Genomic DNA, 21,785 nt, shown 5'->3' on the forward strand with positions numbered 1-21,785 from the left:
TTATTAAATCGGGCCGCCTGGCTAACCCGCTGCCCGTGCCGTATTTCTATTGTGGAGTTGTGTCATGAAGCGTGTTGATTCCAGTATTTTCCGTCTTAGTGTTCTTTTGTGCAGTCTCGTGCTAACTACCACAGCAGGTTCGGCTTTGGCGGCTACTGTTTCCACTGCCCACGGCGAGCTGAAAACCCCGGATACACCTAAGCGGGTCGTGGTGCTGGATGAGGCGGCTATGGATACCGCGCTGGCAGTAGGTATTAAACCAGTCGCTACGCTGGCGAGTCGTGGTGGCACCAGCGTATCAAACTATCTGCAGGATCAGGCGGGGCAGCCCGCTATCGTGGGTACGGCTCGTGAAATTAATCTGGAGGCAGTTTTCAACCAGAAGCCGGACCTTATCCTGGCGCGACAGGATTTACCGCAAGAACAATATGCCAAACTTAGCCTGATTGCTCCGACGGTAGTACCAAAAGGAGGGGAGTCGTTAGCTGACTGGCGAGCCAACGCAGAGCTTTATGCCCAGGCGCTCAACCGTAGTGATGAATTGAAAAAGCAGTTCGATCAGATAGACCAGCGTGTTGCCAAATTGAAGACGCAAGTCAAACCAGGGCAAGTGTTGTCGGTTGTTCGTTGGAATCCTCAGGGACCGATGGTCATGTCGAGCCATCTCTTTGCAGGCCAGTTACTGGAGCAACTAGGCTTTGCCAGTACGCAACTGGCCTCAGAGCTCAAAGATCGTCCTCATAGCGATATCTTGAGCCTTGAGAACCTGTCAAGCGCTGATGGAGACTGGATTTTCCTGGCTACCTTGAATGAGAAGGGTGACGAGGCCTTGGAGGCTGCTCGCAAGCAGCCTGCCTTTACTCGCTTGAAGGCCGTTCAGGCGAAGCAGGTGGCCACGGTTGATGGGCAGGTGTGGAGCAGCGGGTCAGGTCCGCTGGCTGCTGAGCATGTACTGGATGACGTAGAGCGTATCGTTCTTAAATGAAGGTGTCCGCTTCGCCTCGTTTGGGTGTTCCGTTCATTGCCTGTTGTCTAACGCTGCTGGTGATTCTGCTCACCAGCTTGCTGCTTGGTGCTGGGGAAGTTTCCGTGCTCCGTAGCATCAATGTCTTGCTTGGGGGTGGGGACGATGAAGCTCGCTTTGTTGTCCTCGAGCTGCGTGGGGCGCGCACGTTACTGGGACTTCTGGTGGGTATGGCCCTTGGCGTTGGTGGAGCCGTTTTGCAAACGGCAACCCGCAATCCGCTTGCGGAGCCCGGACTCCTGGGTGTTAGCGCTGGTGCATCCTTTGCCATGGTGGTTGCCATTGCGCTCGGCGCCAGCGCAGCTACTGTCAATCTTGGCATGGCCATTACTGGAGCCATGCTTGGATGCCTGCTCGTTGTGGCGGTGACTCAAGTGCGCGGATTTGACGCCGACCCTGTTCGCTTGATCCTGGCGGGAATGGCGCTCACAGGAATTCTGGGCGCCGCCAGTACCTTACTGCTCCTGTATGACCAGCGTACTGCCGATGAAATTCGGTTTTGGGTCATTGGCGCCTTGGCAGGCAGGCCCGCAGATACCCTGTCCTGGGCGCTGCCGGGCACACTGGCAGGCCTGTTGGTCGTGGCCCCTTTGGTCAGACCCCTGGCCGCCTTGAGCTTGGGAGAGCGTATGGCCATTGGATTAGGGCATCACCCTCAATTGACCCGATTGATCGCACTACTAGGCGTTGCCATTTTAGTAGGGACTGCCACTGCAGTAGCTGGGCCTATTGGCTTTGTCGGATTGGTTGTGCCGTTCTTGGCGCGGCGAATGGTCGGGCCTGATGTCCGCCGTGTCCTTCCATTATCACTAGTCCTGGGGCCCGCGGTGCTGCTATTGGCTGATATCTTGTCGCGCCTTTTGGTCAAACCTTACGAGCTTCCCATTGGTGTTGTGATTGCCTTTATCGGTGCGCCAATTCTGATGATAGTCGTCCGTCAACATCGCCTGCCTTCATTATGACTAAACCTTTTTCATCTCCGGTAACAGCTCGGTTTTGGTGGCTACAGGCAGGCCGTCAGGTGAGTGTACTGGTATCACGGAGAGGCAGTGTCGTTGCGCTGTGCCTGACAGTGCTGTTGATCCTCATGAGCGGTATCAGCCTGGCGTATGGCGTAACCGGGCTTAATCCCTGGCTGGCGCTGAAGGCTGTCATCGGGCACGGCGATCCCATGCATTTATTTTTGATTCAAGAGCTTCGCTTTCCCCGGCTTCTGGCTGGACTTTTGACAGGGGCCGCATTCGGGTTGGGAGGGTGCATGTTACAAACCCTGGCACGTAATCGGCTTGCAACGCCCGGGGTTATTGGTATCGACAATGGTGCAACGGCCTTTGCTGTCGCTTCCATCGTTGCTGTCACGACAAGCCTTGCGCCATCAGCCCTTGCCTTGAGTGGTGCGGCAACCGCAGCGGCCATGGCGTTTGCCTTGGGTGGCGGTGCAGGCGCACGTGGGTATCGCTTCATTGTTGTTGGAATCGGAATTGGTGCATTGTTTGGCGCCTTGACCAATCTGATGCTGGCACGTTCGTCCATCGATGCGGCCAACCAGGCCTATCCCTGGACGGTTGGCAGTCTTAACGCGCGCTCTCCAGCCTCGATTCAATTGTTGGCTATTGGTTTGCTGATAGGTTTACCGCTAGCCAAGATCCTGGGGCGCACCTTAGAGGTTCTTAGATTTTCCGATTCGGTCGCAATTGGGCTAGGCGTACGGATACGCCTGGCCCGGGTACAGATCCTTATGCTAACTGTTCTGCTCACGGCGTTAGCGGTCGCGGTTGCCGGTCCTGTTGGGCTTATCGCCTTGCTGGCACCCGAAGCGGCCCGCTATCTGGTCGGACAACGCGGTGTCCCTATCGTGACCTCTGCATTAGCAGGAGCCCTTCTGATGATCCTGGCAGACTGGGTGGGAAGAACCTGGTTTGCTCCTATCGAAATTCCAGTAGGTGTAGTGACTGCTGTTATCGGCGGACCTTACCTGCTCTGGATTTTATTGCGTCAACCTGTCCGGAAGTCGTTATGAGTAGTACTGTTTCACCGTTGCTGATGGCGACTAACGAGCATTCGGTTATTTTGGAGACCCGTCTTCTCGAGCTTTCTCATGGTCAGACGACCATTATCAATGGGCTTAATCTTAGAATCCAGCCGGGGCGGGTCACCGCTATTGTAGGGCCCAATGGATGCGGGAAGTCTACGCTTCTGGCGGGTCTTGCTCGCCTGCTCAAGCCGCGTGCGGGTGCGGTTCTACTCGATGGGAAGGCCATCGGTGAGCTGCCTTCCCGGCAGGTCGCCCGACAGCTTGCACTGCTGCCCCAAGATGCCAGCGCACCGGATGGATTGACCGTATCTGACCTCATCCGCTTTGGACGGCAGCCTCATCAGGGCTTGCTAAGGCAATGGTCTACAGATGACGAAGCTGTTGTTGATGCGGCATTAAAAGCAGCGGATCTGATTGAACTGGCCGAGCGGCCGCTTGACTCGATGTCGGGTGGGCAGCGCCAGCGTGCCTGGATTGCCATGGCCATTGCTCAGCAGACGCCGCTACTCCTGCTTGATGAGCCAACCTCTGCATTGGACCTTGGGCATCAACTGGAGGTATTTGAGCTGATTCGCATGCTGGCCAATGCGGGCAAGACGGTGGTCATGGTGGTACATGACCTCTCTCAGGCCTGCCGCTACGCTGATCATCTGGTCGCCATGCAGTCTGGTCGTATTATTGCTGAAGGTGTCCCGGCCGACATTGTCACCCCTGAGCTTGTTGAGACCTTATACGGCGTCCGCTGTGTTCTATTGAAGGATCCGGTTAGCGGAACACCTTTGATCGCCGGGGTCAGCCCGCGCTAATAGGACGCTCAATAGTCGTTTCTTTTCCTGAAGGCCCAGCGCCCTGCCAATAAGGTAAAGCTGGCAACCAGGATGACCAATATCCAGAAGCCGTGAGGCGCATCGGCGAGGGGGATGCCGCCCACGTTCATTCCAAAGAAACCTGCCACGATATTGATTGGCAAGGCCAGCACCGTGACCAGTGTCAGGGTGAAAAGGGTGCGGCTGGTTTGTTCATTGATCTGTGCGGCGATTTCTTCCTGAATGAGTTTGATCCGCTCAATCAGCACGGCCAAGTCGCTGATAACCAGTGAAAACTCGTCGGTCGCTGCCCGCAGCTCCCTTACATCCTCCTCCATGAGAAAGCGCGGCGGGCGATTGAGCAGCCGCATCAGGGAGTTGGGCTCTAGGGCCAGCAGGCGTTGGATTCGCACCAGGGTACGACGCATGTTGCCAAGCTCGGCGCGGTTGTCGGCAAGGCGGGTAGAAAGTAGGCGGTCTTCGATACGATCGACACTCAGGTTGGTTTCTCGAACGATCTGGGTAAGTACCTCTTCTTGGTCACGCAGCAGGTGGATTAGGAGTTCTAGCGGGGAGCGAAAACCCTCGCCCTTCTTGACCGCCGCGCGCAGGCGGTCCACCGAACGAAGCGGTTGATGCCGTACGCTGATCAGCATGCGCCGGTTGGCACAGACATACAGCGTGGCTACATCATAGGAAGCCTGTCCGAAGTTCAGGACGACATCGTTGACAACCGCGAGCAGGGTTGCATCGACATGTTCAAGACGAGTAGAGCGTGACCCTTCACTCAGGATTTCAAAAAAGTAGTCGGGCAGATCCAGGTGGGTCATCATCCAGCGTTTGCAAGCGGCATGGGCCAGGTTCAGATGCAACCAGACAAACTCGTCTCGCTCCTCTAGTCGCTCAAGTGCCTCCGTTACTCGAAGTGTGTCGATCTGTTCGCCAGGCTCGCCGGGGCGGAATATGAATCCATACAGGATTCCGGAAAGGTCAGAGTATTGCACGCCTGAAAGCAGCGATTGATCCATGCCAGCCCAAAACGGAGGAGTAATAAATCGCTGAGTAAAGCCAAAGAATATGACAAAAGGATGACGGGTGAGCGGACGTGGAACATCCTGTTGTTCGAGGGCTGGGAGAGCATGGGCTGCTCTCCCAGATCTGGCTCAGGTGACGACACGGTAGCAGGGTACATAGGGCGCGCCACCGGGCAGCTTCATCCGATGCTGGTCCACAAAGGCCTGCAACAGATGATCCAGCGGTTTCATGATGGCCGGGTCACCATGAATTGTGTAGGGACCGTATTGCTCGATCAACCGGATACCCTTGTCCTTGACGTTACCTGCCACAATGCCTGAGAACGCCCGACGCAGATTGGCGGCCAGCTCATGGGGCGGTATCTCGCGGCTCAAGGTGAGGCTCGCCATATTTTCATGGGTTGGATCGAAGGGGTGCTGGAAGCCCTCTTCAATCTTGAGCATCCAGTTGAAGTGAAAGGCATCGTTACGCTCGCGACGGAACTGTTTGACGGCTTTGAGACCTTTGGCCATTTCACGCGCCACTTCAGAGGGATCATCGATGATGATCTTGTAATGCTTTTGCGCCGCTTCGCCCAATGTGGCGCCAATGAAGGCATGTAGCTGTTCCAGGTACGGTGCAGCGCTGCTTGGGCCGGTCAGGATCACCGGAAATGGTAGGCCGGCATTTTCGGGATGCATGAGAATACCGAGCAGGTAGAGAAACTCTTCCGCCGTGCCTGCTCCACCTGGAAAGATGATGATGCCGTGGCCAACCCGTACGAAAGCCTCCAGACGCTTTTCAATGTCCGGCAGGATCACGAGTTCGTTAACGATCGGGTTGGGGGCTTCGGCGGCAATGATGCCTGGCTCGGTCAGACCCAGATAGCGACCGCCCGAGATCCGCTGCTTGGCATGGGCAATCGTGGCGCCTTTCATTGGGCCTTTCATCACGCCCGGGCCGCAACCGGTACAGATATCGAGGCTGCGTAGGCCCAATTCATGACCGACCCGCTTGGTGTACTTATATTCCTCGGTGCTGATTGAATGGCCGCCCCAACAGACAACCATCTTAGGCTCTACACCGGGTCGCAGGGTGCGGGCATTACGTAGCAGGTGGAATACGTAATCGGTAATGCCTTGCGAGGTATTCAGGTCGATCCGAACGCTTTCCAGCTCGCTTTCGGTGTAGACGATATCCCGTAGTGCACTGAACAGCATCTCACGAGTGCTGGCAATCATTTCGCCGTCGACGAAGGCATCTGCCGGTGCGTTGATCAGCTCCAGCCGTACGCCTCGATCCTGCTGATGGATGCGAACCTCAAAATCCTGATAAGCCTCAAGAATGGTCTTGGCATTATCGCTATGGGCGCCTGTGTTGAGGATCGCCAAGGCGCATTGGCGGAACAGGGTGTAGACGCTTCCTGAACCGGCAGCACTCAGTTGTTGTACTTCGCGTTGCGAAAGTGTTTCCAGGCTCCCCTTGGGGCTGACGGAGGCATTGATAACGTGTCTTGGAGCCATGCTTGATTCCTTATGACGAATACCACCACGCTAACGCGTGTAACATCAGGATGATGATCGCCGAGGCGATCGTGTAGTGCAGGGTGTTCTCTTCGGTACTGACCACCGGCGAGCTATGAAATCACAGCAATTTGTATCATTGGCTTCTCCCTGACGCGAAAAGATTCCCAACGCAAGTGGCGCATGTATCCAACTCTATCCCTTGTTCACGTGAGTTACCAATACAGGCATGACGCGGCAACTGGGTAGAATGCGGCGGTTAGTACTGAGGAAGTAGCGGTGGATCTACAACAGGGTTTCGTCCTGACCCGCCATTGGCGTGATACAGCGGCCGGTACGGAAGTAGAGTTCTGGTTGGCGACCGATCAGGGACCACGGCGGGTACGCCTGGCCATGCAGCGTTCCGTGGCATTTGTGCCGCTGGAACAGGTTGAGCCGATTCGTCGACTGATTGAGCACGAGCGGGAGGTGGAACTACGCCCGCTGGCGCTGTCCGATTTTCGTCATCGGCCAGTCCTGGGGCTTTATTGCCACCAGCATCGACAGCTGATCCAGCTTGCCAGACAGATCAAGGACGCCGGGCTGGATATCTACGAAGCGGACATCCGGCCACCCGAGCGATATCTGATGGAGCGCTTCATTACAGCACCTGTCTGGTTCACCGGTACTCCTGACGCGCACGGCGCAGTCCTGCAGGCCCAGCTCAAGCCCGCGCCTGACTACCGACCGCATTTAAAACTGGTCTCCCTGGATATCGAAACCAACGAACGAGGCGATCTGTATTGCATAGGTCTGCACGGGTGTGGCCAGCGGCAGGTCTATATGTTCGGACCCGCCAACGGTGACACCGAGGCCGTTGATTTCTGTCTGGAATACTGCCAGACACGTGCCGAGCTGATTGAGCGGCTCAATGGCTGGCTCACCTTGCATGATCCCGACGCCATTATTGGGTGGAACCTCGTACAGTTCGACCTACGCATCCTGCGGGAACATGCGCAACGCTTCGGAATGCCGCTCATGCTGGGGCGTGGTGACGAGGCCGTCGAATGGAGGGAGCAAGGGAGCGAGCATAGGCACTATTTCGTATCAGCACCGGGACGGTTGATACTCGATGGAATTGAAGCGTTGCGTTCAGCTACGTGGTCCTTTTCCTCATTCAGCCTGGAGAATGTTGCCCAGAGCCTCTTGGGCGAAGGCAAGGCCATCGATAATCCCTATCAACGGATGGCATCGATCAATCGCATGTTCGCGCAGGATAAACCTTCGCTTGCACGCTACAACCTCAAGGACTGCGAGCTGGTTACCCGCATCTTTGAAAAGACGGAGCTTCTGCCTTTCCTGTTGGAGCGAGCCAGCGTAACGGGCCTGCCGGTAGACCGTAGCGGGGGTTCGGTGGCAGCCTTTACGCACCTTTACCTGCCACTCATGCACCGGCAGGGTTTCGTGGCGCCCAATCTGGGCGAAAAGGTGCCGGAGGCGAGCCCGGGAGGGTTCGTCATGAACTCGCGGCCCGGGCTGTATGATTCTGTGCTCGTACTGGATTATAAAAGCCTGTATCCGTCGATTATTCGGACCTTTCTGATTGACCCGGTGGGGCTGGTCGAGGGGCTGCGCCAACCCGGCGATGATTACGCTGTTCCTGGTTTCAAGGGTGCGCACTTTTCCCGCACCCGGCATTGTCTGCCCGCGATGGTGGAGCGTGTGTGGGAAGGGCGTGAGGCGGCCAAGCGGGAACAGAACAAGGCGCTTTCCCAAGCGCTGAAGATCATCATGAATGCGTTTTACGGTGTATTGGGATCAAGCGGCTGTCGATTCTTCGATACCCGCCTTGCGTCATCAATCACGATGCGCGGGCATGAAATCATGCACCAGACGCGCGAGCTGATCGAGGCTCAGGGGTATACCGTCATCTACGGCGATACCGATTCGACCTTTGTCTGGCTCGGTCGTCCCCATGCCGAGGCCGAGGCTCAGCAGATAGGTCGGTCTCTTGTCCAACTCATCAATCGTTGGTGGCGCGAGCATCTACAGGAGACCTACGGCCTGGCCAGCGCCCTTGAGCTGCAGTTCGAGTCGCACTTCCATCGGTTTCTCATGCCCACCATTCGCGGTGCTGAAGAGGGCAGTAAAAAACGCTATGCGGGGTTGGTAAAAGGCGCTGACGGTACGGACGAGATGGTCTTTAAAGGGCTCGAAACGGTACGCACCGACTGGTCGCCATTGGCCCAGCGCTTTCAGCGGGAGCTTTATCTACGCATCTTCAATGCCGAGCCCTACCAGGATTACGTCCAGCGCTATGTCAGCCAGACCCTCTCAGGCGAACTGGACGAGCTGCTGGTCTATCGTAAGCGCCTGCGCCGTCGCCTGGATGACTACCAGCGCAATGTGCCACCGCATGTACGAGCGGCCCGCATGGCAGATGCTTACAACGACGAAAAAGGTCGACCGAGGCAGTACCAGAACGGCGGATGGATCAGTTACCTGATGACGAAAGCCGGCCCGGAACCGCTCGAAGCGCGTCGATCACCGGTGGATTATGACCATTACATCGAGCGCCAGCTCAAGCCCATCGCTGACGCTATCCTGCCTTTCGTGAATGACCGGTTCGCCAGGTTGATCGATGTTCAGCTGGATCTCTTTTGATAGTAGACGCATCCATCAAGCGCTCTTTCAGGCTACCGATACGGCAAGAGGCCATAAGGTGTTTATATGAAGAGGTGAAGTGATAGGCTTGTGGTCCCGCCGCTTAACTGATCCGATAAGGAAGCATGTGATGACTGCTCAGGCACCAACGCTCTATGTGATCCGGCATGGAGAGACCGACTGGAACGTTGAGAGTCGCATGCAGGGCCGCCGAGACATACCGCTCAACGCCAAGGGTCGAGAGCAGGCACAGGCGGTGGGGGTTCTGCTCGATTGGCTGTTACCCAGTCCTGGTGCGCTGGACTTCGCTTCAAGTCCTCTGATTCGCGCCCGTGAAACAATGGGGATCGTTCGGGCCCAGCTCACGTTGCCACCCGAGCAGTATCGTGCCGACGAACGCCTTGCTGAGATTTCGTTTGGTACATGGGAGGGGCTTCGTTGGGATGAGATTGAGGGCTGCTATCCTGAGGCCTTTACCCACTGGAGAAAGGACGCCTTTAACTTCCAGTTCGAAGAGGGCGAAAGTTATGCCCAGGCCCTGCTTCGACTGGCTTATTTCCGAGAAGATCTGAAGCAAGACACCGTGCTGGTTGCCCATGCAGGCATTATCCGAACGTTGATGGCGCTATATGGGTGTATTCCATACGAACAGGCGCCACACCTGCTGATTCCGCAAGGGCAGGTACTCATGCTTCGCCCTGAATCCTTCTGCTGGCTAAAGGGAAGTCAGGCTCCCAGCGGCAACTGAGCTCTGCCATCTGCCAATGCTGAGACTAGGGGTTTTAGAACCGTGTCAGCCTATTTCCCGCTCGGTATAGCAAAAGGCTTACACGCTGTGTGCAGGGTTGGCGCTATGGCGTTCCTGTATTGCTCTGTATTCTATGCGCATCACTTGAGCACAGGATGTGCTGCATCAGATCACGGATGATTGATTAGCCAGGATGGCTGCTCTGCAGGATGCAGAGAGAGTGAGTAAAAAACCCCGCTTCGGCGGGGTTTTTGTTTTTGCGCTGAAAACATCTAGTTTTCACCAGGGCAGGCCGCCTGTAGCAGACCGCCCTGTGTGAGTGATTTAGATAAACAAGGCGAACAGCACTGCGCCAAGCACGAGGCGATAGATCACAAATGGAAGCATGCCGATTTTGTCGAGGGCCTTCAGGAACAGCTTGATGCACAGCAATGCTGAGATGAACGACAGCCCGACACCCCAGGCAATATCGACCCATTGTGCATCGGTGCCCGTCTGGATCAGTTCAACGGTCTTGAGTCCCCCGGCAGCCAGGATGAGCGGAATCGACAGTAGGAAGGAAAAACGGGCTGCTGCCTGACGCGTAAAACCAAGCAGTAGCGCTGCGGTCATGGTGATACCGGAGCGTGATGTGCCGGGGATCAGCGCTAGTGCTTGCGCCAGACCAATCACCAGGGCTGATTGCCAACTCAGGCTATCCATGTCCCGGGTACGGCTGCCTTTGGCGTCCGCCCACCACAGGATCAAGCCGAAAACGATGGTGGAGGTCGCGATTACCAAGGCTGCACGGGCATAGCTTTCGATGTAATGCTCCAGCATGAGGCCTGCCAGTGCTGCTGGAATAGTACCGATAATGATCGCCCAGCCAAGCCGGCTTTCCGGGCTCGACTGGCGCGTTACAACTTGGCGGGTCCAGCCCATGGCTGTCGCCAGAACCTCATGACGAAAGGCCAGAACCACCGCAAGAAGGGTTCCTACATGTACGGCCACATCAAAGGCGAGCCCCTGATCCGGCCAGCCAAAGAGCTGGGAAGGTAGAATCAGGTGTGCGGAGGAGGAGACAGGTAGAAACTCGGTAATCCCTTGAATGAGTGAAAGGATTAATACGTGGAACCATTCCATTAGGTGTCCTTACTGCATAGCGGTAACTGAGTTAAAGCTGGACACTACTAGCCCTGCGATGCAAACACAGCAGGCAGTTGCCCAAACATGAATTGCATTGGGGGGCAAAAATGGGGTTAGTTCCTTTTAAAGCCAATAAGCTTTTGAGAGTGTGATTCCTTTCACTCAAAAAGATCCCGTTTTCAGATTCGTCCACAAAGATTAGACATTTTTTTCACGTAATTTTTACAAGCGATCTTGTAATGCAGCATTGCCGATTGGGTTGGCGATGGTGACGGTACTGGCTGTATCATTCGGATAAAGAAGACATACACAGGGTGAGATGGCTGTTTAAACTGGCTATGGTTCAGGCTGACAGGCAGGCGTTATTCCGGCCCGTCGATACTTGAGACGTGGCGCGACTCATATCAGGTATTGAATATGCAGTCTTCCGTGATAGGCGGAGGGGGCTACCTCTGCTCTGACGCCATACACCGAATGGATAAGCTCTGCCGTAAGCACCTCTTGCGGCCGTCCCGAGGCAATGCAGCGGCCTTTGTGTAGAACGGCCAGCGTATCGCAAAACATAGCCGCCAGGTTCAGATCATGGATGGCCAGGACGCAGGTCAGTGGAAGACGGTGAATCAGTGAAAGCAGCTCGAGCTGATGCTGGATATCCAGATGGTTGGTCGGCTCGTCCAGCAACAGTTCGGTTGGCTCTTGGGCCAGGGCGCGAGCAATCTGTACCCGCTGGCGCTCACCACCGGAAAGCGTGTGCCAACGCTGATGCCGGCTGTTGTGCATGCCAACATGCTGTAGCGCTTGCTCCACCACTTGGTTATCCCTGGCTGTCCAGGGCGAGAGTACCGTGCGGTGAGGCGTTCTGCCCAGGCGTACCGTTTCCAGGACCGATAGGTCAGCTTCGGTCGAAGCGTGCTGCTCGACCATAGCGATTCGCCGCGCCACCGTACGGCGAGGCAGGCGGCTTACGGGGTCGTTATCCAGCGTGACGCTGCCGTCCGTAGGGGTGCGCAAGCCTGCCAGCAACCGGAGCAGCGAAGATTTTCCCGACCCATTAGGGCCGATCAGACCTATGACGCCTCCCTTGGGAATTTCCAGCGTTACGCCATCCACCAGCAGGCGACGACTCACCGACCAGGAGACGCGATGTGCAGCCAGGGTCATGGTGATGTCCTCGTACGATACAGGATCAGCGCAAAGGCCGGCGCACCTACCAGCGCGGTCACGACCCCGATAGGCAGGACCTGATGGGGAACCAGTATGCGAGAGACGATATCCGCCAGCACGAGAAAATTGGCACCCAGCAAAATGGATGCGGGCAGAAGTCGAGTGTGCGACGGACCTACCAGAAAGCGTGCGGCATGGGGAATGACCAGGCCTACAAACCCTACCGCGCCTACAAGGCTGACCATCGTAGCGGTAATCAGTGCTGTCAGCGCAAAAAGAATCAGGCGCACGGCGATTACCGGAACACCCAGAGAGGCTGCGGTTTCTTCACCAAACGAGAACGCATCCAGCGTACGGGCAAAAAACAGACAGGCTACCAGGCCAATGCCGACCGCACCCACGGCTAGGGTGACGTCCGGCCAGCGGATACCGCCCAGACTCCCCAGGAGCCAGAACATCACGCTTCGAGCCTGCTCGGCGTTGGCGGACGTCGACACGATATACGCCGTCAGGGCGTTGAAAAGCTGGGAACCTGCTACGCCTGCCAGCAAAATGCGGGTCGGTCCACTGTTGAGCTTTGCTGCCAGAAGCAGAACCAGTACGAAGGCCAGCACTGCACCTAGGAATGCCCCAACTGAGAGACTTAGGGTGCCGGCACCTATGCCCAGCAACATAACGACAACCGCTCCGGTAGACGCACCCGCCGAAATGCCCAGCACGTAGGGTTCGGCCAGCGCATTGCGTAGGAGAGCTTGCAGAATCGCACCGCATAATGCCAATCCGGCACCGCAAGATGCAGCGACCAGAGCGCGGCTCAGTCGATATTCCCAGACAATGCCCTGCTGAATTGGGTTAAGTGCATAGTCTCCCCAGCCCAGCCCATTGAGGATGGCCTTCAACGTAATATCGAAGGGAATCTGCATTTCTCCCAGCGATGCCGCCATTAATATCGAAACGCCCAGCGAAACCAGTGACAGCAACGCAAACAGCAGGCGCCAGGGCCTGCCGCGATCATTGGACAGCGGTTGTATCATTGGACTGGCCTGGAGTGAGACGTTTCCAGAGCATTGGAAATCGCCTCGATACCGTCCAGAACGCGCATCGAAGGATTAAGTGACTGCGCATCCACAACGATAATCTGATTATTCCGGACGGCCTTGAGCTGACGTGTTACGGGATCGCTGCGAAGAAAGGCAAGTTTTTTCTCCACATCGTCTGCCGGATAGAGGCGTCTCTCCATCCGCGTGATGACAAGCAGATCCGGATCCTGGGCGGCAATCTGCTCCCAGCTGACGCTGGGCCATTCATCGTTGCTCTGGATAACGTTATTCAGGCCGAGCACCTCTGAAATATACGCCGGGACACCCTGCTGACCGGCTACCCATGGATCACCTTCCAGGCGTGAGCTGGAAAACCAGTACACGACCGACTGAGGCATATGCTTGTGTTGCCCGGCTTGGGCAATAGCCTGCTTCAAGCGCTCATCCAACTGATGGGCTAGGGCATCCCCGCGCGCCTGGACATCAAAAATACGTGCAAGCTCGTGGATTTCCTGGGCTATTAGATCGAGCGTGAACGGTTTGGTGCGGCTACCGTCGGCATTGGACGTAGCCGTTACCTCTTTCCCCTCGCAATCGCTCGGCGCTATATAAGCAGGGATACCCAGTGACGCCAGCTGTTCGAACGTGGCCACTTCGCCATTCGGACCAACATGGTAGGTGTATTGCGCAGCGACGAAATCCGGCGATGTGTTGGCGACCGCTTCAAAGCTGGGTGCGTTATCAGCAAGCCGAGGGATCTTATCGTTATCGGCCTTGAGGCTGGTCTGAACCGGACCGAACCAGATGCCTGTTCCCACCATTCGATCAGCCAGACCCAGTGAGAGCAACAACTCTGTACTGGCCTGTCCCAGCGTAACGGCTCGCTTGGGCGAATCCGCAAAGGTCAGTGTATGTCTGCAATTTGTCACGGTAAGCGGATAGGTCGTATGGTTTTCAGCCAAGGCAACGCTGGTAAATGAGGTGACTGATACCAGAAGTAATCCCAGCAGTGGAATGAGTCGACGAGCAGGCATCGCCGATTTAACGCAAGCAAACCGCATGATATTCCTTGTAAGGGATGACACGTCCCATTAAACGCCCATGATAACCCTCAAGCCGCTATCCATGCTTGAGCCTGAATAACGTAAAGGGTTTAAGGCAGGTTCTACACTCATTCACAACGGTGCGACCAAGTAATGCTCGGCATGAAAGAGCGAAGCACGCTTCTACAATCTACTGTGGTGTCCGATCAGTTGGTTGCCTGATCGTCTGTCCAGTCCCCAAAAGGATCGGGCCAAGTACGCCAGACGTGCGACCTTAGTGCAAACTCCTGATCGGTTAGCAGGCAACAGTCAAGCTCATTCTTCAATAGGTTGAAGTCCACATTCTGACCGATAAACACGAGTTCCTGGCGGCAGTCACCTACCTCCGGGTTCCAGCAAGCCATGATGCTCGCCAGGCTTTCTTCATCCTGAGGCCAGGACGTTTTAGGGACGAAGCGCCACCATTGGCCCGCCGGGCCATGGCGCATAAGCCCTCCCGCCTGAGACCAGCTACCGGCTTCTTCTGGCTTGGAGGCCAGCCAGAAGTATCCTTTGGAGCGAAGCAGTCGGCCGTTATGCCAATCCTGATTCAGAAAGTCGAAGAAACGTTGGGGATGAAAGGGGCGGCGTGCCTTATAGGACGTAGAGGCAATGCCATACTCCTGCGTTTCAGGAATATGCTCGCCACGCATTTCCTTGAGCCAGCCCGGCGCATGTGCGGCGCGTTCAAAATCGAAAAGGCCGGTGTTGAGAATCATGTCCAGTGGGACGTCACCCATTACCATTGAATGAATACGGGCATGGGTATTGAGTCGCTTCAGAATCGCAACGAGTTCTTCGCGTTCGGCCTGGCTGATCAGGTCTATCTTGCTGATCAGAATGACGTCTGCAAACTCTACCTGCTCAATTAGCAAGTCGGTAATGGAGCGCTCATCATCGTCACCCAACGTCTCACCGCGCGAAGCCAGGCTGTCGGCATTCTGGTAATCCTGCAGAAAGTTGACACCATCTACAACGGTGACCAATGTGTCGAGCCGTGCGAGATCGGCAAGACTGGTACCCTGTTCGTCTCGGAAGGTAAACGTCTCGGCAACCGGAAGCGGCTCGGAAATGCCAGTCGACTCGATGAGCAGATAGTCGAAGCGGCCTTCGCGTGCCAAGCGGCTGACCTCTTCAAGCAGGTCTTCACGCAGCGTGCAACAGATGCAGCCATTGCTCATTTCGATCAGTTTTTCTTCCGCGCGATTGAGGCTGACGTCACGTTGCACTTCGCTTCCGTCGATATTGACTTCGCTCATGTCGTTAACGATGACCGCAACCCGCCGGTTTTCACGGTTTTTAAGGATATGGTTCAGCAAGGTGCTCTTGCCGGCACCCAGAAAGCCGGACAGTACCGTTACAGGCAATGAAGAAAGATAAAGGGAGGGATCAATCCTGGCGGACATGGCGTTCACGTTGTTCCTGTCGTTGCTTGGCTTCGATACAAAGGGTGGCTGTCGGGCGTAGCAGGAGCCGGCCAAGGCCTATGGGCTCACCCGTTTCCTCGCACCAGCCGTAGGTACCTTGAGCCAAGCGATCGAGAGCGGCGTCGATCTTGTCGATCAGCTTTTTCTGGCGCTCCAGTTGGCGTAGCTGCCACTGCTGCTGCTCTTCCCGGGTGGCGATGTCCGCGGCATCTGCAGAATACTCAAGCGTTCGTAGGGCCTGGAATTCGGCATCGATCTGGCGAGACAACTCTTTCCGTTCGGTCTCCAGCCTCTGTTTGAAAAAAACCTGTTGGGCTTCACTCATGTAGGCTTCTACAGGTTGTGCCATGAGCTCATGCTTGTTCATGAAAAATAACCTATATATGTTATAACATAACAATACAGGATCGTTTAGGACGAATCAATGCCTCTCCAGCTGTGCCTTTTACGGTAGCGAGATCAGTTAGGCCGAGCTACGCAGCCAGTCTATAAGTGTAACCACGCTTTGAAGCGCATCAGACGTCAACGTGCCCCAACCGATCCGTTGGGGCAGTGAGGGATTCAGTTGAAATGAACAGGCTTTGTGTCTGCCTGAGGCTCCTCAGGCGCCCATAGTTCGGTAGCCCATTGAGCGCATATTTGACGGGTGAATGGCTGAGGGTGGGAGACGGCATAACCCTGTACATAATCTACGCCGAGCACTTTCAAGGCCTCGATAATGGCGGAAGTCTCTGCAAATTCGGCAATGGTGCGTTTGCCGGTGAGATGACCCAAACGATTGATCACATCAACAGTGGCTCGGTCGACCGGATCTTCCAGCAGGTTTTTCACAAAGCTGCCATCGATCTTGAGATAGTCCACCGGCAAATGTTTGAGGTATGTGAACGAAGACATCCCTGCGCCAAAATCATCCAGAGAGAAGCGAAAACCCAACTCTCTTAGGGTCTCGATAAACGTACGTGCGGCATTGAGGTTGGCTATGGCGTGGGTTTCGGTAATTTCAAAGCAGATCCGGTTGGGCGTAACTGCGTGCAGGGCCAAACGATCCTGAATGTAATCGATCAGGGACATATCGCCCAATGACGAGCCTGACAGGTTAATGGCGCATACGCTTAACAGCTTCGGCGGCAAGGTGGCGCAGATAGCAAAGGCCTCGTTGATGACCCAACGATCCAATAACCCCATGAGGCCGTAGCGTTCGGCAGCAGGAATGAACGCGAACGGGCCTATCAGCGTGCCTTGTTCATCGTGAAGCCGGAGCAGGACCTCGACATGGCGATCATGTGCAGTCTGTGGGCCAACTCCATAGATAGGCTGGGCGTACAGACAGAAGCGATCCTCGTCCAGCGCCTTGTGAATTCGCTGCACCCAGGTCATTTCGCCCTGACGCTGGGTCATTTCCTTATCATCATAGGTGTAGACCTGGATCCGGTTGCGGCCTTTGTCCTTGGCGGCATAGCAGGCAAGATCCGCCATGCGTAGGGCATCTTCACTACTGAGTTCCCGGCCGCCCAGATGGACGATACCGATGCTCAGGCCCACCTTGAAGGATTGGCCTGCTGCCTGGAAGTCCTGACTGCGGGCCAGCAGCCGCAAGCGCTCGGCAAGGGCCTCGGCGGCCTCGGGTGTGCAGTTTTCCAGCAATACACCAAACTCATCACCTCCCAGTCTTGCCAGCGTGTCGTTGGCACTCAAGAAGTTTTGAAGGGAGGTGCAGAGCTGCAGCAGCAGGCGGTCGCCCTGAAAGTGGCCGGTGGTGTCATTGACGATCTTGAACTGGTCTATATCGAAAAAAAGCAGAGACGCGTGCTTGTCCTGTGTGTTTTCCAGCAGCAGTGTTAGCCGCCGCTCGAACTCGCGTCGGTTAAGCAATCCTGTCAAAGGATCGTGAGCGGCCTGCCATGCCAGCTGATCAAGGTATTCCCGTTCGCGAGTCCGGTCATGCAACACCAGGACAGCGCCCGCCTGTCCATTCATCTGTCCCAATGGAGCGCTGGCAAGGGCAACGGGAAGTGACTTGCCGTTACTGCTGCGCAAGGTGTAGTGCGTGGTTACGTCACTGGATTGCCATTCGCCTGCAAATAGCCGAGTGCTGACAGGCACTGGGGTCGAGGTGCCACTGTCTTCAGTCTGGATATCCAGTAGCGCATCGACAGGCTTTCCTACAGCCGCTTCCGCTGTATGACCAATCAGGCGCGCCGCGGCCGGATTGAGATATTCCAGACGCCCATTGGCATTGACTGCTATAACGGCATCGACGATAGAGGCGAGGATAATCTGTGCCCATTCTTTCTCTTTTTGAAGTGCCCGCTCGAACGCGCGGCGCTGCATGACCAGCGTATGCATCCGCCAGGTCGTCAGGCCCACCAGCAGCAGAGCGGTTCCCAAATTGATAAGGAGCAGGACGTGAATGAAGTGACGTGAGGCTTCCCCTAGCACACGAGAAAAGGCAATGGTTTCCGGCAGCATACGGTTATGCAGCATGAGCAATTGTTGCTTCCAGTGCTCACGGTTCCGCAGCGACGCGTCCGCTGAGCGGGCGTACACCGTTTGAGCCAAAGCCTGAAGCTCATCCATATGAGGGTCGGTCACATGCCAGTGATTGATAACTTGCCGAAGTGGATCGACAGTATGAGCCCAGCGAAACAGGCGGATCATACCCGGCATATCAGCAGGGTGATTGCCCGCCGCAACCAGCAGTTTATACGCCTCTTCAGGGTCGCCACGTGCCTCTAGCAGGTCACGCGCCTGCCGATCGAGCTGATTGACCTTAAAGTAGTCGAGAAACATCTGGTAGTGGCTCGGCTCGCCCGTATCGATGTAAGTGTTTAACGCCAGCATGGCGTTGCCCAAGCTTTTGCTCCATAAGCTCTCAGCCGTCACATAGCCTCTGACAGTCGACAGCAGATTCAGACTGGCAACAGCCACCAGCGCCTGCAGGCAGACGATAAAGATGAAGGGCCATACGACTCGATGAGTACGTTGGCTGGTGGCTTTCGAACGTTTGAACATGAAACCTTTCCAGCAATGCCATAAGTGGCAGTTTGATGAAAAGGTATCGGCGGAAGGTGCGTTTAACTGTTGCCGGATTTACGGGTTTTTACAAAAAAAAGCGAACCGCTGGAGGACGGCTCGCTAAAGAAAACAGCAGGAACAGGTGTGTCAGTTCAATACACGTTGCCGCGGTGCAAACAGACGGCCACCAAACACATTGACTGCTAGGCCCCCCATGACCAGCAGGGCACCGACCAGCTGGAAGGACGTGAGCTGCTCATCCAGAAATACAGCTGCCGAAGCGATACCGATAATCGGCACCAGCAGCGAAAACGGTGCAACCTGGCTTGCCGGATAACGCGAGAGCAGACGGCTCCACAGGCAGTAGCCCAGCAAGGTTGCAATGAAGGCCAGATAAATGACGGCCAGAATCGATGATGTGCTGATCCCTTGTAGGGCGCTGACTATCCGGTCAGGACCTTCAAGCCAGTACGACAGCAGGTAAAAGGGGATCGGTGGAACAATGCTGCCCCATACGACCAGCCCCAGCATATCGACCTGACCAATACGCTTGGTGACGATATTTCCCATCCCCCACATGGCGGCCGCGCAGAGGGTGAGGACAAATCCCAATACGCTCAGGTTACCGCCACTTTCCATCCCAATGAAAATCAGTCCACCTGCAGCAATGATAAGGCCGATGAGGTTCTGGGGGCGGAAGCGCTCGCCCAGAAACAGAACGGCCATCAGCAACGTAAAAAATGCCTGAGCTTGAAGTACCAGCGAGGCAAGGCCTGCCGGCATACCCACATACATGGCCGAAAACAAGAAGGAAAACTGGCCCAATGAAATGGTAGCGCCGTAGGCCAGCAACCATTTCCATGAAATGGCGGGCCGCTTGATGAAGAATACTGCCGGTAGGGCCGCCAGGGTAAAGCGTAGCGCGCCAAGCAGCATGGGAGGTACGCCATGCAGTCCGATCTTGATAACCACGAAATTAAGACCCCACGCCACAATGACGACCAGGGCTAGAAGCAGATCCTTAGGGGACATGTGCAACCCGTTATCCAGATGAGGCAGCCGCAGGCTGCGAAATAAAGCCGGTCTGGCATCCCTGACTGGCCCCATGGTTTGTACCTTAGGTGGTAACACCTTGTAACTATAGATACAGCTGGATGAATTTCAGGGCGAACAGTAAGGGGAGAGCGCCTGGTATTCGTGTCGTTGCACGCCGTGCTCTGGCTGATTGCGTCCAATACCCGTTTCGTTTTATTGGTGTGTTCGACACGCTGCGCATGGCTAGGCGAAACTTTGACCCTGCGAGCTGCGTATGCCTACACCTTCCCGCATTATTTGCTTTGAGCTTATCTGATTTAAAAACCGGGTAGCGACGCTAAGCGAGACTTGATAACTACTTCTAAGGCATTAGAAGTCAATAATACCAGCCTGTTTAAGAGTGCTACTGACCAAGACAGTATCGGTGCTAAAAACAGGTAATCAGCTTTAAGGATAGTGTCTGATGTGGCCCGCCGTTTGGGCGGGCCATTTTCTTTCTATCGTATAACGGTACTGGATTGACTGCTCGCAGCGTTGGATGTCTGCAGCAGACCTTGAGGCACCTTGAACGGATTGCCATAAGCCGTGATGTATTTGCGCCCAATGAGTGAGGAGCCGACCGTGTTCAAGTGATCCCCATCCATATAGAGCGGTACATTCTCGAGCGACGAGTAGCAGCGTTCGGTATCACAGATCACCCTTTTCGGGTCGATCACAACAATGCCTGGATGTACCTTGTTCAGGTTATCGATAATCGTGTCGAAGTCCTTTTGCCGCTCATTCACCGCAACGACTGGAATAGAGCAGTCGCCATCCAGTTCGAAGGCCAGCTTCTTGATATCGCAGCGGTGCAGGTCTTCGCCCATTTCTGGAACGTCCTCAATAATGACAGGCGTAGCACCAGACGCCACAATCTTGGCCACTGCGTTTTGAAGACCGGTCTGCAGCGTGTTCATGGCGATAAAGTCGTCACTAGGCGCGTCGGGGCGGATACGGTAGAAATCCGTCATCCCCGGCTCGTTCAAGCCATACAGATACATGGCCCAACGCCCGGACAGAATGACGTACTTGAACTGACTCTTTTCAATCAGGTTACTGATGACTGGGGAGGTCAGCTCAATCGACTTGTCGACGTGATTGCGACGTGGGTTCACATGAACACCCGCCACACCTGGCAGGTAGATAGTATTGGAGCGGGTTATATCGTATCCGCGGAGGTTGGCCTCCTTGAGCATGACATCGATCATGCCGGTAATTGCCCCGGCGTGCGAATCACCTACCAGCAGAACATCTACTTCTTTCTTGTCCTGAACACCGAGTTTGCACTGATCTGCAGATAACGGATTCAACAGGTCCGCGCCGTTGAAACAGCCTGCCCTTAGCTTGGGGAAAACTTCCTTGACGTTTTTATCCATTGTCAGCAGCGTACTGTCGTACCTGGACGCAAAGCCTTCCAGCTTGGCAGCTATCACCAGAAATGACGTTGTCATCAGGACCGGCAAGAGATAAAGAAACGCGAAGGTGTTTTGCGGCTTGAATTTGATCTGAGTACGGAAAGGCTGCTCCACGAAGCGCCAGCTGAGGTATGCCAGCGCAAGGGAAACGCTGACCAGCATGATCTGATCTGTCGCCGTAATCTTTCCATGAACATAGTTATGAAAAGCGATCAGCGGCCAGTGCCATAGATACAAGGAATAGGAAATCAGGCCAATGAACACCAGCGGCCGCAACGACAACAACTGAGACGCTACGGTACGATGATGACCGCCGGACCAGATAAGCAATGCTGCTCCCAGGCATGGCCAGAGTGCATTCAGCCCTGGGAAAGGACTTGCCTTGTCCAGTACCAACGCCGGTATCAGGATCAGAGCAAGACCTGCCAGACCTGCAAGGGTAGACAAGTGTTTGCCGGGACTACCCAGTGTTCTCCAGTGCATGGCCAAAGCGCTTCCAATCAGCAGCTCAAAGGCCCGTGTCGGCAAGAGATAGTAGGCGGACAATGGCTTGTATAGCGCGCCTAGCTCGGAGATGACAATGGCAACGACCAGTACGGCAAGGATCGCCCAGTTGAACAGTTGTTTACCTAAGGAAGTTCTGAAAAAGA

17 protein-coding genes are annotated in these 21,785 nt (G+C 55.5%); 6 read left to right on the top strand and 11 right to left on the bottom strand.

Going from position 1 to position 21,785, the window contains the following annotated elements; genetic code table 11:
• Positions 1–64 precede the first annotated feature (64 nt).
• The 4 genes from B3729_RS00895 to B3729_RS00910 are packed head-to-tail and all read left to right on the top strand — an operon-like array spanning position 65 to position 3,865.
• Positions 65–985 carry an ABC transporter substrate-binding protein gene (locus B3729_RS00895; RefSeq protein WP_019364542.1) on the top strand — a complete coding sequence of 307 codons (921 nt, stop codon included), beginning with the start codon at positions 65–67 and terminating at the stop codon, positions 983–985.
• A complete protein-coding gene (locus tag B3729_RS00900; protein ID WP_286786776.1) occupies positions 982–1,986 on the top strand; it encodes a FecCD family ABC transporter permease in 1,005 nt (334 codons plus the stop codon). Before B3729_RS00895 ends, B3729_RS00900 begins: the two co-directional genes overlap by 4 nt.
• The gene (locus tag B3729_RS00905) at positions 1,983–3,044 is read left to right on the top strand and encodes a FecCD family ABC transporter permease (RefSeq protein WP_286786777.1); all 1,062 of its coding nucleotides are present in this window, start codon (positions 1,983–1,985) and stop codon (positions 3,042–3,044) included. The genes B3729_RS00900 and B3729_RS00905 overlap by 4 nt, the downstream gene beginning before the upstream one ends.
• Positions 3,041–3,865 (top strand): ABC transporter ATP-binding protein, encoded by an 825-nt coding sequence (locus tag B3729_RS00910; RefSeq protein WP_286786778.1) that lies wholly within the window; start codon positions 3,041–3,043, stop codon positions 3,863–3,865. Before B3729_RS00905 ends, B3729_RS00910 begins: the two co-directional genes overlap by 4 nt.
• Positions 3,866–3,873: 8 nt before the next feature.
• On the opposite strand, the gene B3729_RS00915 is transcribed toward B3729_RS00910, so the two are convergent.
• Positions 3,874–4,893 carry a transporter gene (locus B3729_RS00915; protein ID WP_010798948.1) on the bottom strand — a complete coding sequence of 340 codons (1,020 nt, stop codon included), beginning with the start codon at positions 4,891–4,893 and terminating at the stop codon, positions 3,874–3,876.
• A 135-nt stretch (positions 4,894–5,028) separates the two neighbouring features.
• A complete protein-coding gene (gene ppnN / locus B3729_RS00920) occupies positions 5,029–6,402 on the bottom strand; it encodes a nucleotide 5'-monophosphate nucleosidase PpnN (protein ID WP_286786779.1) in 1,374 nt (457 codons plus the stop codon).
• A gap of 279 nt (positions 6,403–6,681) precedes the next feature.
• On the opposite strand from ppnN, the gene B3729_RS00925 reads away from it, so the two are divergent.
• Together B3729_RS00925 and B3729_RS00930 are read left to right on the top strand one after the other, a co-directional pair.
• Positions 6,682–9,045, top strand: coding sequence for a DNA polymerase II (locus B3729_RS00925; protein ID WP_286786780.1), 2,364 nt, complete (start codon positions 6,682–6,684; stop codon positions 9,043–9,045).
• 130 nt (positions 9,046–9,175) lie between these two features.
• A complete protein-coding gene (locus tag B3729_RS00930; protein ID WP_286786781.1) occupies positions 9,176–9,793 on the top strand; it encodes a histidine phosphatase family protein in 618 nt (205 codons plus the stop codon).
• Positions 9,794–10,117: 324 nt separating this feature from the next.
• Here B3729_RS00930 and B3729_RS00935 read toward each other — a convergent pair whose 3' ends face one another.
• The 9 genes from B3729_RS00935 to B3729_RS00975 all read right to left on the bottom strand — a co-directional run.
• Positions 10,118–10,915 carry an undecaprenyl-diphosphate phosphatase gene (locus B3729_RS00935; protein WP_074828313.1) on the bottom strand — a complete coding sequence of 266 codons (798 nt, stop codon included), beginning with the start codon at positions 10,913–10,915 and terminating at the stop codon, positions 10,118–10,120.
• Between the two features lie 402 nt (positions 10,916–11,317).
• On the bottom strand, positions 11,318–12,079 hold the full coding sequence (locus B3729_RS00940) for an ABC transporter ATP-binding protein (RefSeq protein WP_286786782.1): 762 nt from the start codon (positions 12,077–12,079) through the stop codon (positions 11,318–11,320).
• Positions 12,076–13,116 carry a FecCD family ABC transporter permease gene (locus tag B3729_RS00945; protein WP_010798954.1) on the bottom strand — a complete coding sequence of 347 codons (1,041 nt, stop codon included), beginning with the start codon at positions 13,114–13,116 and terminating at the stop codon, positions 12,076–12,078. The genes B3729_RS00940 and B3729_RS00945 overlap by 4 nt, the downstream gene beginning before the upstream one ends.
• Positions 13,113–14,183 (bottom strand): ABC transporter substrate-binding protein, encoded by a 1,071-nt coding sequence (locus tag B3729_RS00950; RefSeq protein WP_409438661.1) that lies wholly within the window; start codon positions 14,181–14,183, stop codon positions 13,113–13,115. The genes B3729_RS00945 and B3729_RS00950 overlap by 4 nt, the downstream gene beginning before the upstream one ends.
• A gap of 188 nt (positions 14,184–14,371) precedes the next feature.
• Positions 14,372–15,610 carry a zinc metallochaperone GTPase ZigA gene (gene zigA, locus B3729_RS00955; protein WP_286786783.1) on the bottom strand — a complete coding sequence of 413 codons (1,239 nt, stop codon included), beginning with the start codon at positions 15,608–15,610 and terminating at the stop codon, positions 14,372–14,374.
• On the bottom strand, positions 15,594–15,998 hold the full coding sequence (gene dksA / locus B3729_RS00960; RefSeq protein WP_286786784.1) for an RNA polymerase-binding protein DksA: 405 nt from the start codon (positions 15,996–15,998) through the stop codon (positions 15,594–15,596). The genes zigA and dksA overlap by 17 nt, the downstream gene beginning before the upstream one ends.
• 194 nt (positions 15,999–16,192) lie before the next feature.
• Positions 16,193–18,643 carry an EAL domain-containing protein gene (locus B3729_RS00965; protein WP_286786785.1) on the bottom strand — a complete coding sequence of 817 codons (2,451 nt, stop codon included), beginning with the start codon at positions 18,641–18,643 and terminating at the stop codon, positions 16,193–16,195.
• Between the two features lie 150 nt (positions 18,644–18,793).
• Positions 18,794–19,678, bottom strand: a complete 885-nt coding sequence (locus B3729_RS00970; RefSeq protein WP_286786786.1) for an EamA family transporter — start codon at positions 19,676–19,678, stop codon at positions 18,794–18,796.
• A 500-nt stretch (positions 19,679–20,178) separates the two neighbouring features.
• The coding region (locus B3729_RS00975) for an acyltransferase family protein (protein WP_286786787.1) at positions 20,179–21,785 on the bottom strand (1,607 nt) is incomplete at its 5' end.

This window comes from Pseudomonas sp. UBA3149, from assembly GCF_002364655.1.
GTDB lineage: Bacteria > Pseudomonadota > Gammaproteobacteria > Pseudomonadales > Pseudomonadaceae > Chryseomonas > Chryseomonas luteola.

What these genes read in the sequence shown, in the direction of transcription:
- B3729_RS00895 (WP_019364542.1), top strand. Translation starts at nt 65, where the DNA reads ATGAAGCGTGTTGATTCCAGTATTTTCCGTCTTAGTGTTCTTTTGTGC.
- B3729_RS00900 (WP_286786776.1), top strand. Translation starts at nt 982, where the DNA reads ATGAAGGTGTCCGCTTCGCCTCGTTTGGGTGTTCCGTTCATTGCCTGT.
- B3729_RS00905 (WP_286786777.1), top strand. Translation starts at nt 1,983, where the DNA reads ATGACTAAACCTTTTTCATCTCCGGTAACAGCTCGGTTTTGGTGGCTA.
- B3729_RS00910 (WP_286786778.1), top strand. Translation starts at nt 3,041, where the DNA reads ATGAGTAGTACTGTTTCACCGTTGCTGATGGCGACTAACGAGCATTCG.
- B3729_RS00915 (WP_010798948.1), bottom strand. Translation starts at nt 4,893, where the DNA reads ATGGATCAATCGCTGCTTTCAGGCGTGCAATACTCTGACCTTTCCGGA.
- ppnN (WP_286786779.1), bottom strand. Translation starts at nt 6,402, where the DNA reads ATGGCTCCAAGACACGTTATCAATGCCTCCGTCAGCCCCAAGGGGAGC.
- B3729_RS00930 (WP_286786781.1), top strand. Translation starts at nt 9,176, where the DNA reads ATGACTGCTCAGGCACCAACGCTCTATGTGATCCGGCATGGAGAGACC.
- B3729_RS00935 (WP_074828313.1), bottom strand. Translation starts at nt 10,915, where the DNA reads ATGGAATGGTTCCACGTATTAATCCTTTCACTCATTCAAGGGATTACC.
- B3729_RS00940 (WP_286786782.1), bottom strand. Translation starts at nt 12,079, where the DNA reads ATGACCCTGGCTGCACATCGCGTCTCCTGGTCGGTGAGTCGTCGCCTG.
- B3729_RS00945 (WP_010798954.1), bottom strand. Translation starts at nt 13,116, where the DNA reads ATGATACAACCGCTGTCCAATGATCGCGGCAGGCCCTGGCGCCTGCTG.
- B3729_RS00950 (WP_409438661.1), bottom strand. Translation starts at nt 14,183, where the DNA reads ATGCGGTTTGCTTGCGTTAAATCGGCGATGCCTGCTCGTCGACTCATT.
- zigA (WP_286786783.1), bottom strand. Translation starts at nt 15,610, where the DNA reads ATGTCCGCCAGGATTGATCCCTCCCTTTATCTTTCTTCATTGCCTGTA.
- dksA (WP_286786784.1), bottom strand. Translation starts at nt 15,998, where the DNA reads ATGAACAAGCATGAGCTCATGGCACAACCTGTAGAAGCCTACATGAGT.
- B3729_RS00965 (WP_286786785.1), bottom strand. Translation starts at nt 18,643, where the DNA reads ATGTTCAAACGTTCGAAAGCCACCAGCCAACGTACTCATCGAGTCGTA.
- B3729_RS00970 (WP_286786786.1), bottom strand. Translation starts at nt 19,678, where the DNA reads ATGTCCCCTAAGGATCTGCTTCTAGCCCTGGTCGTCATTGTGGCGTGG.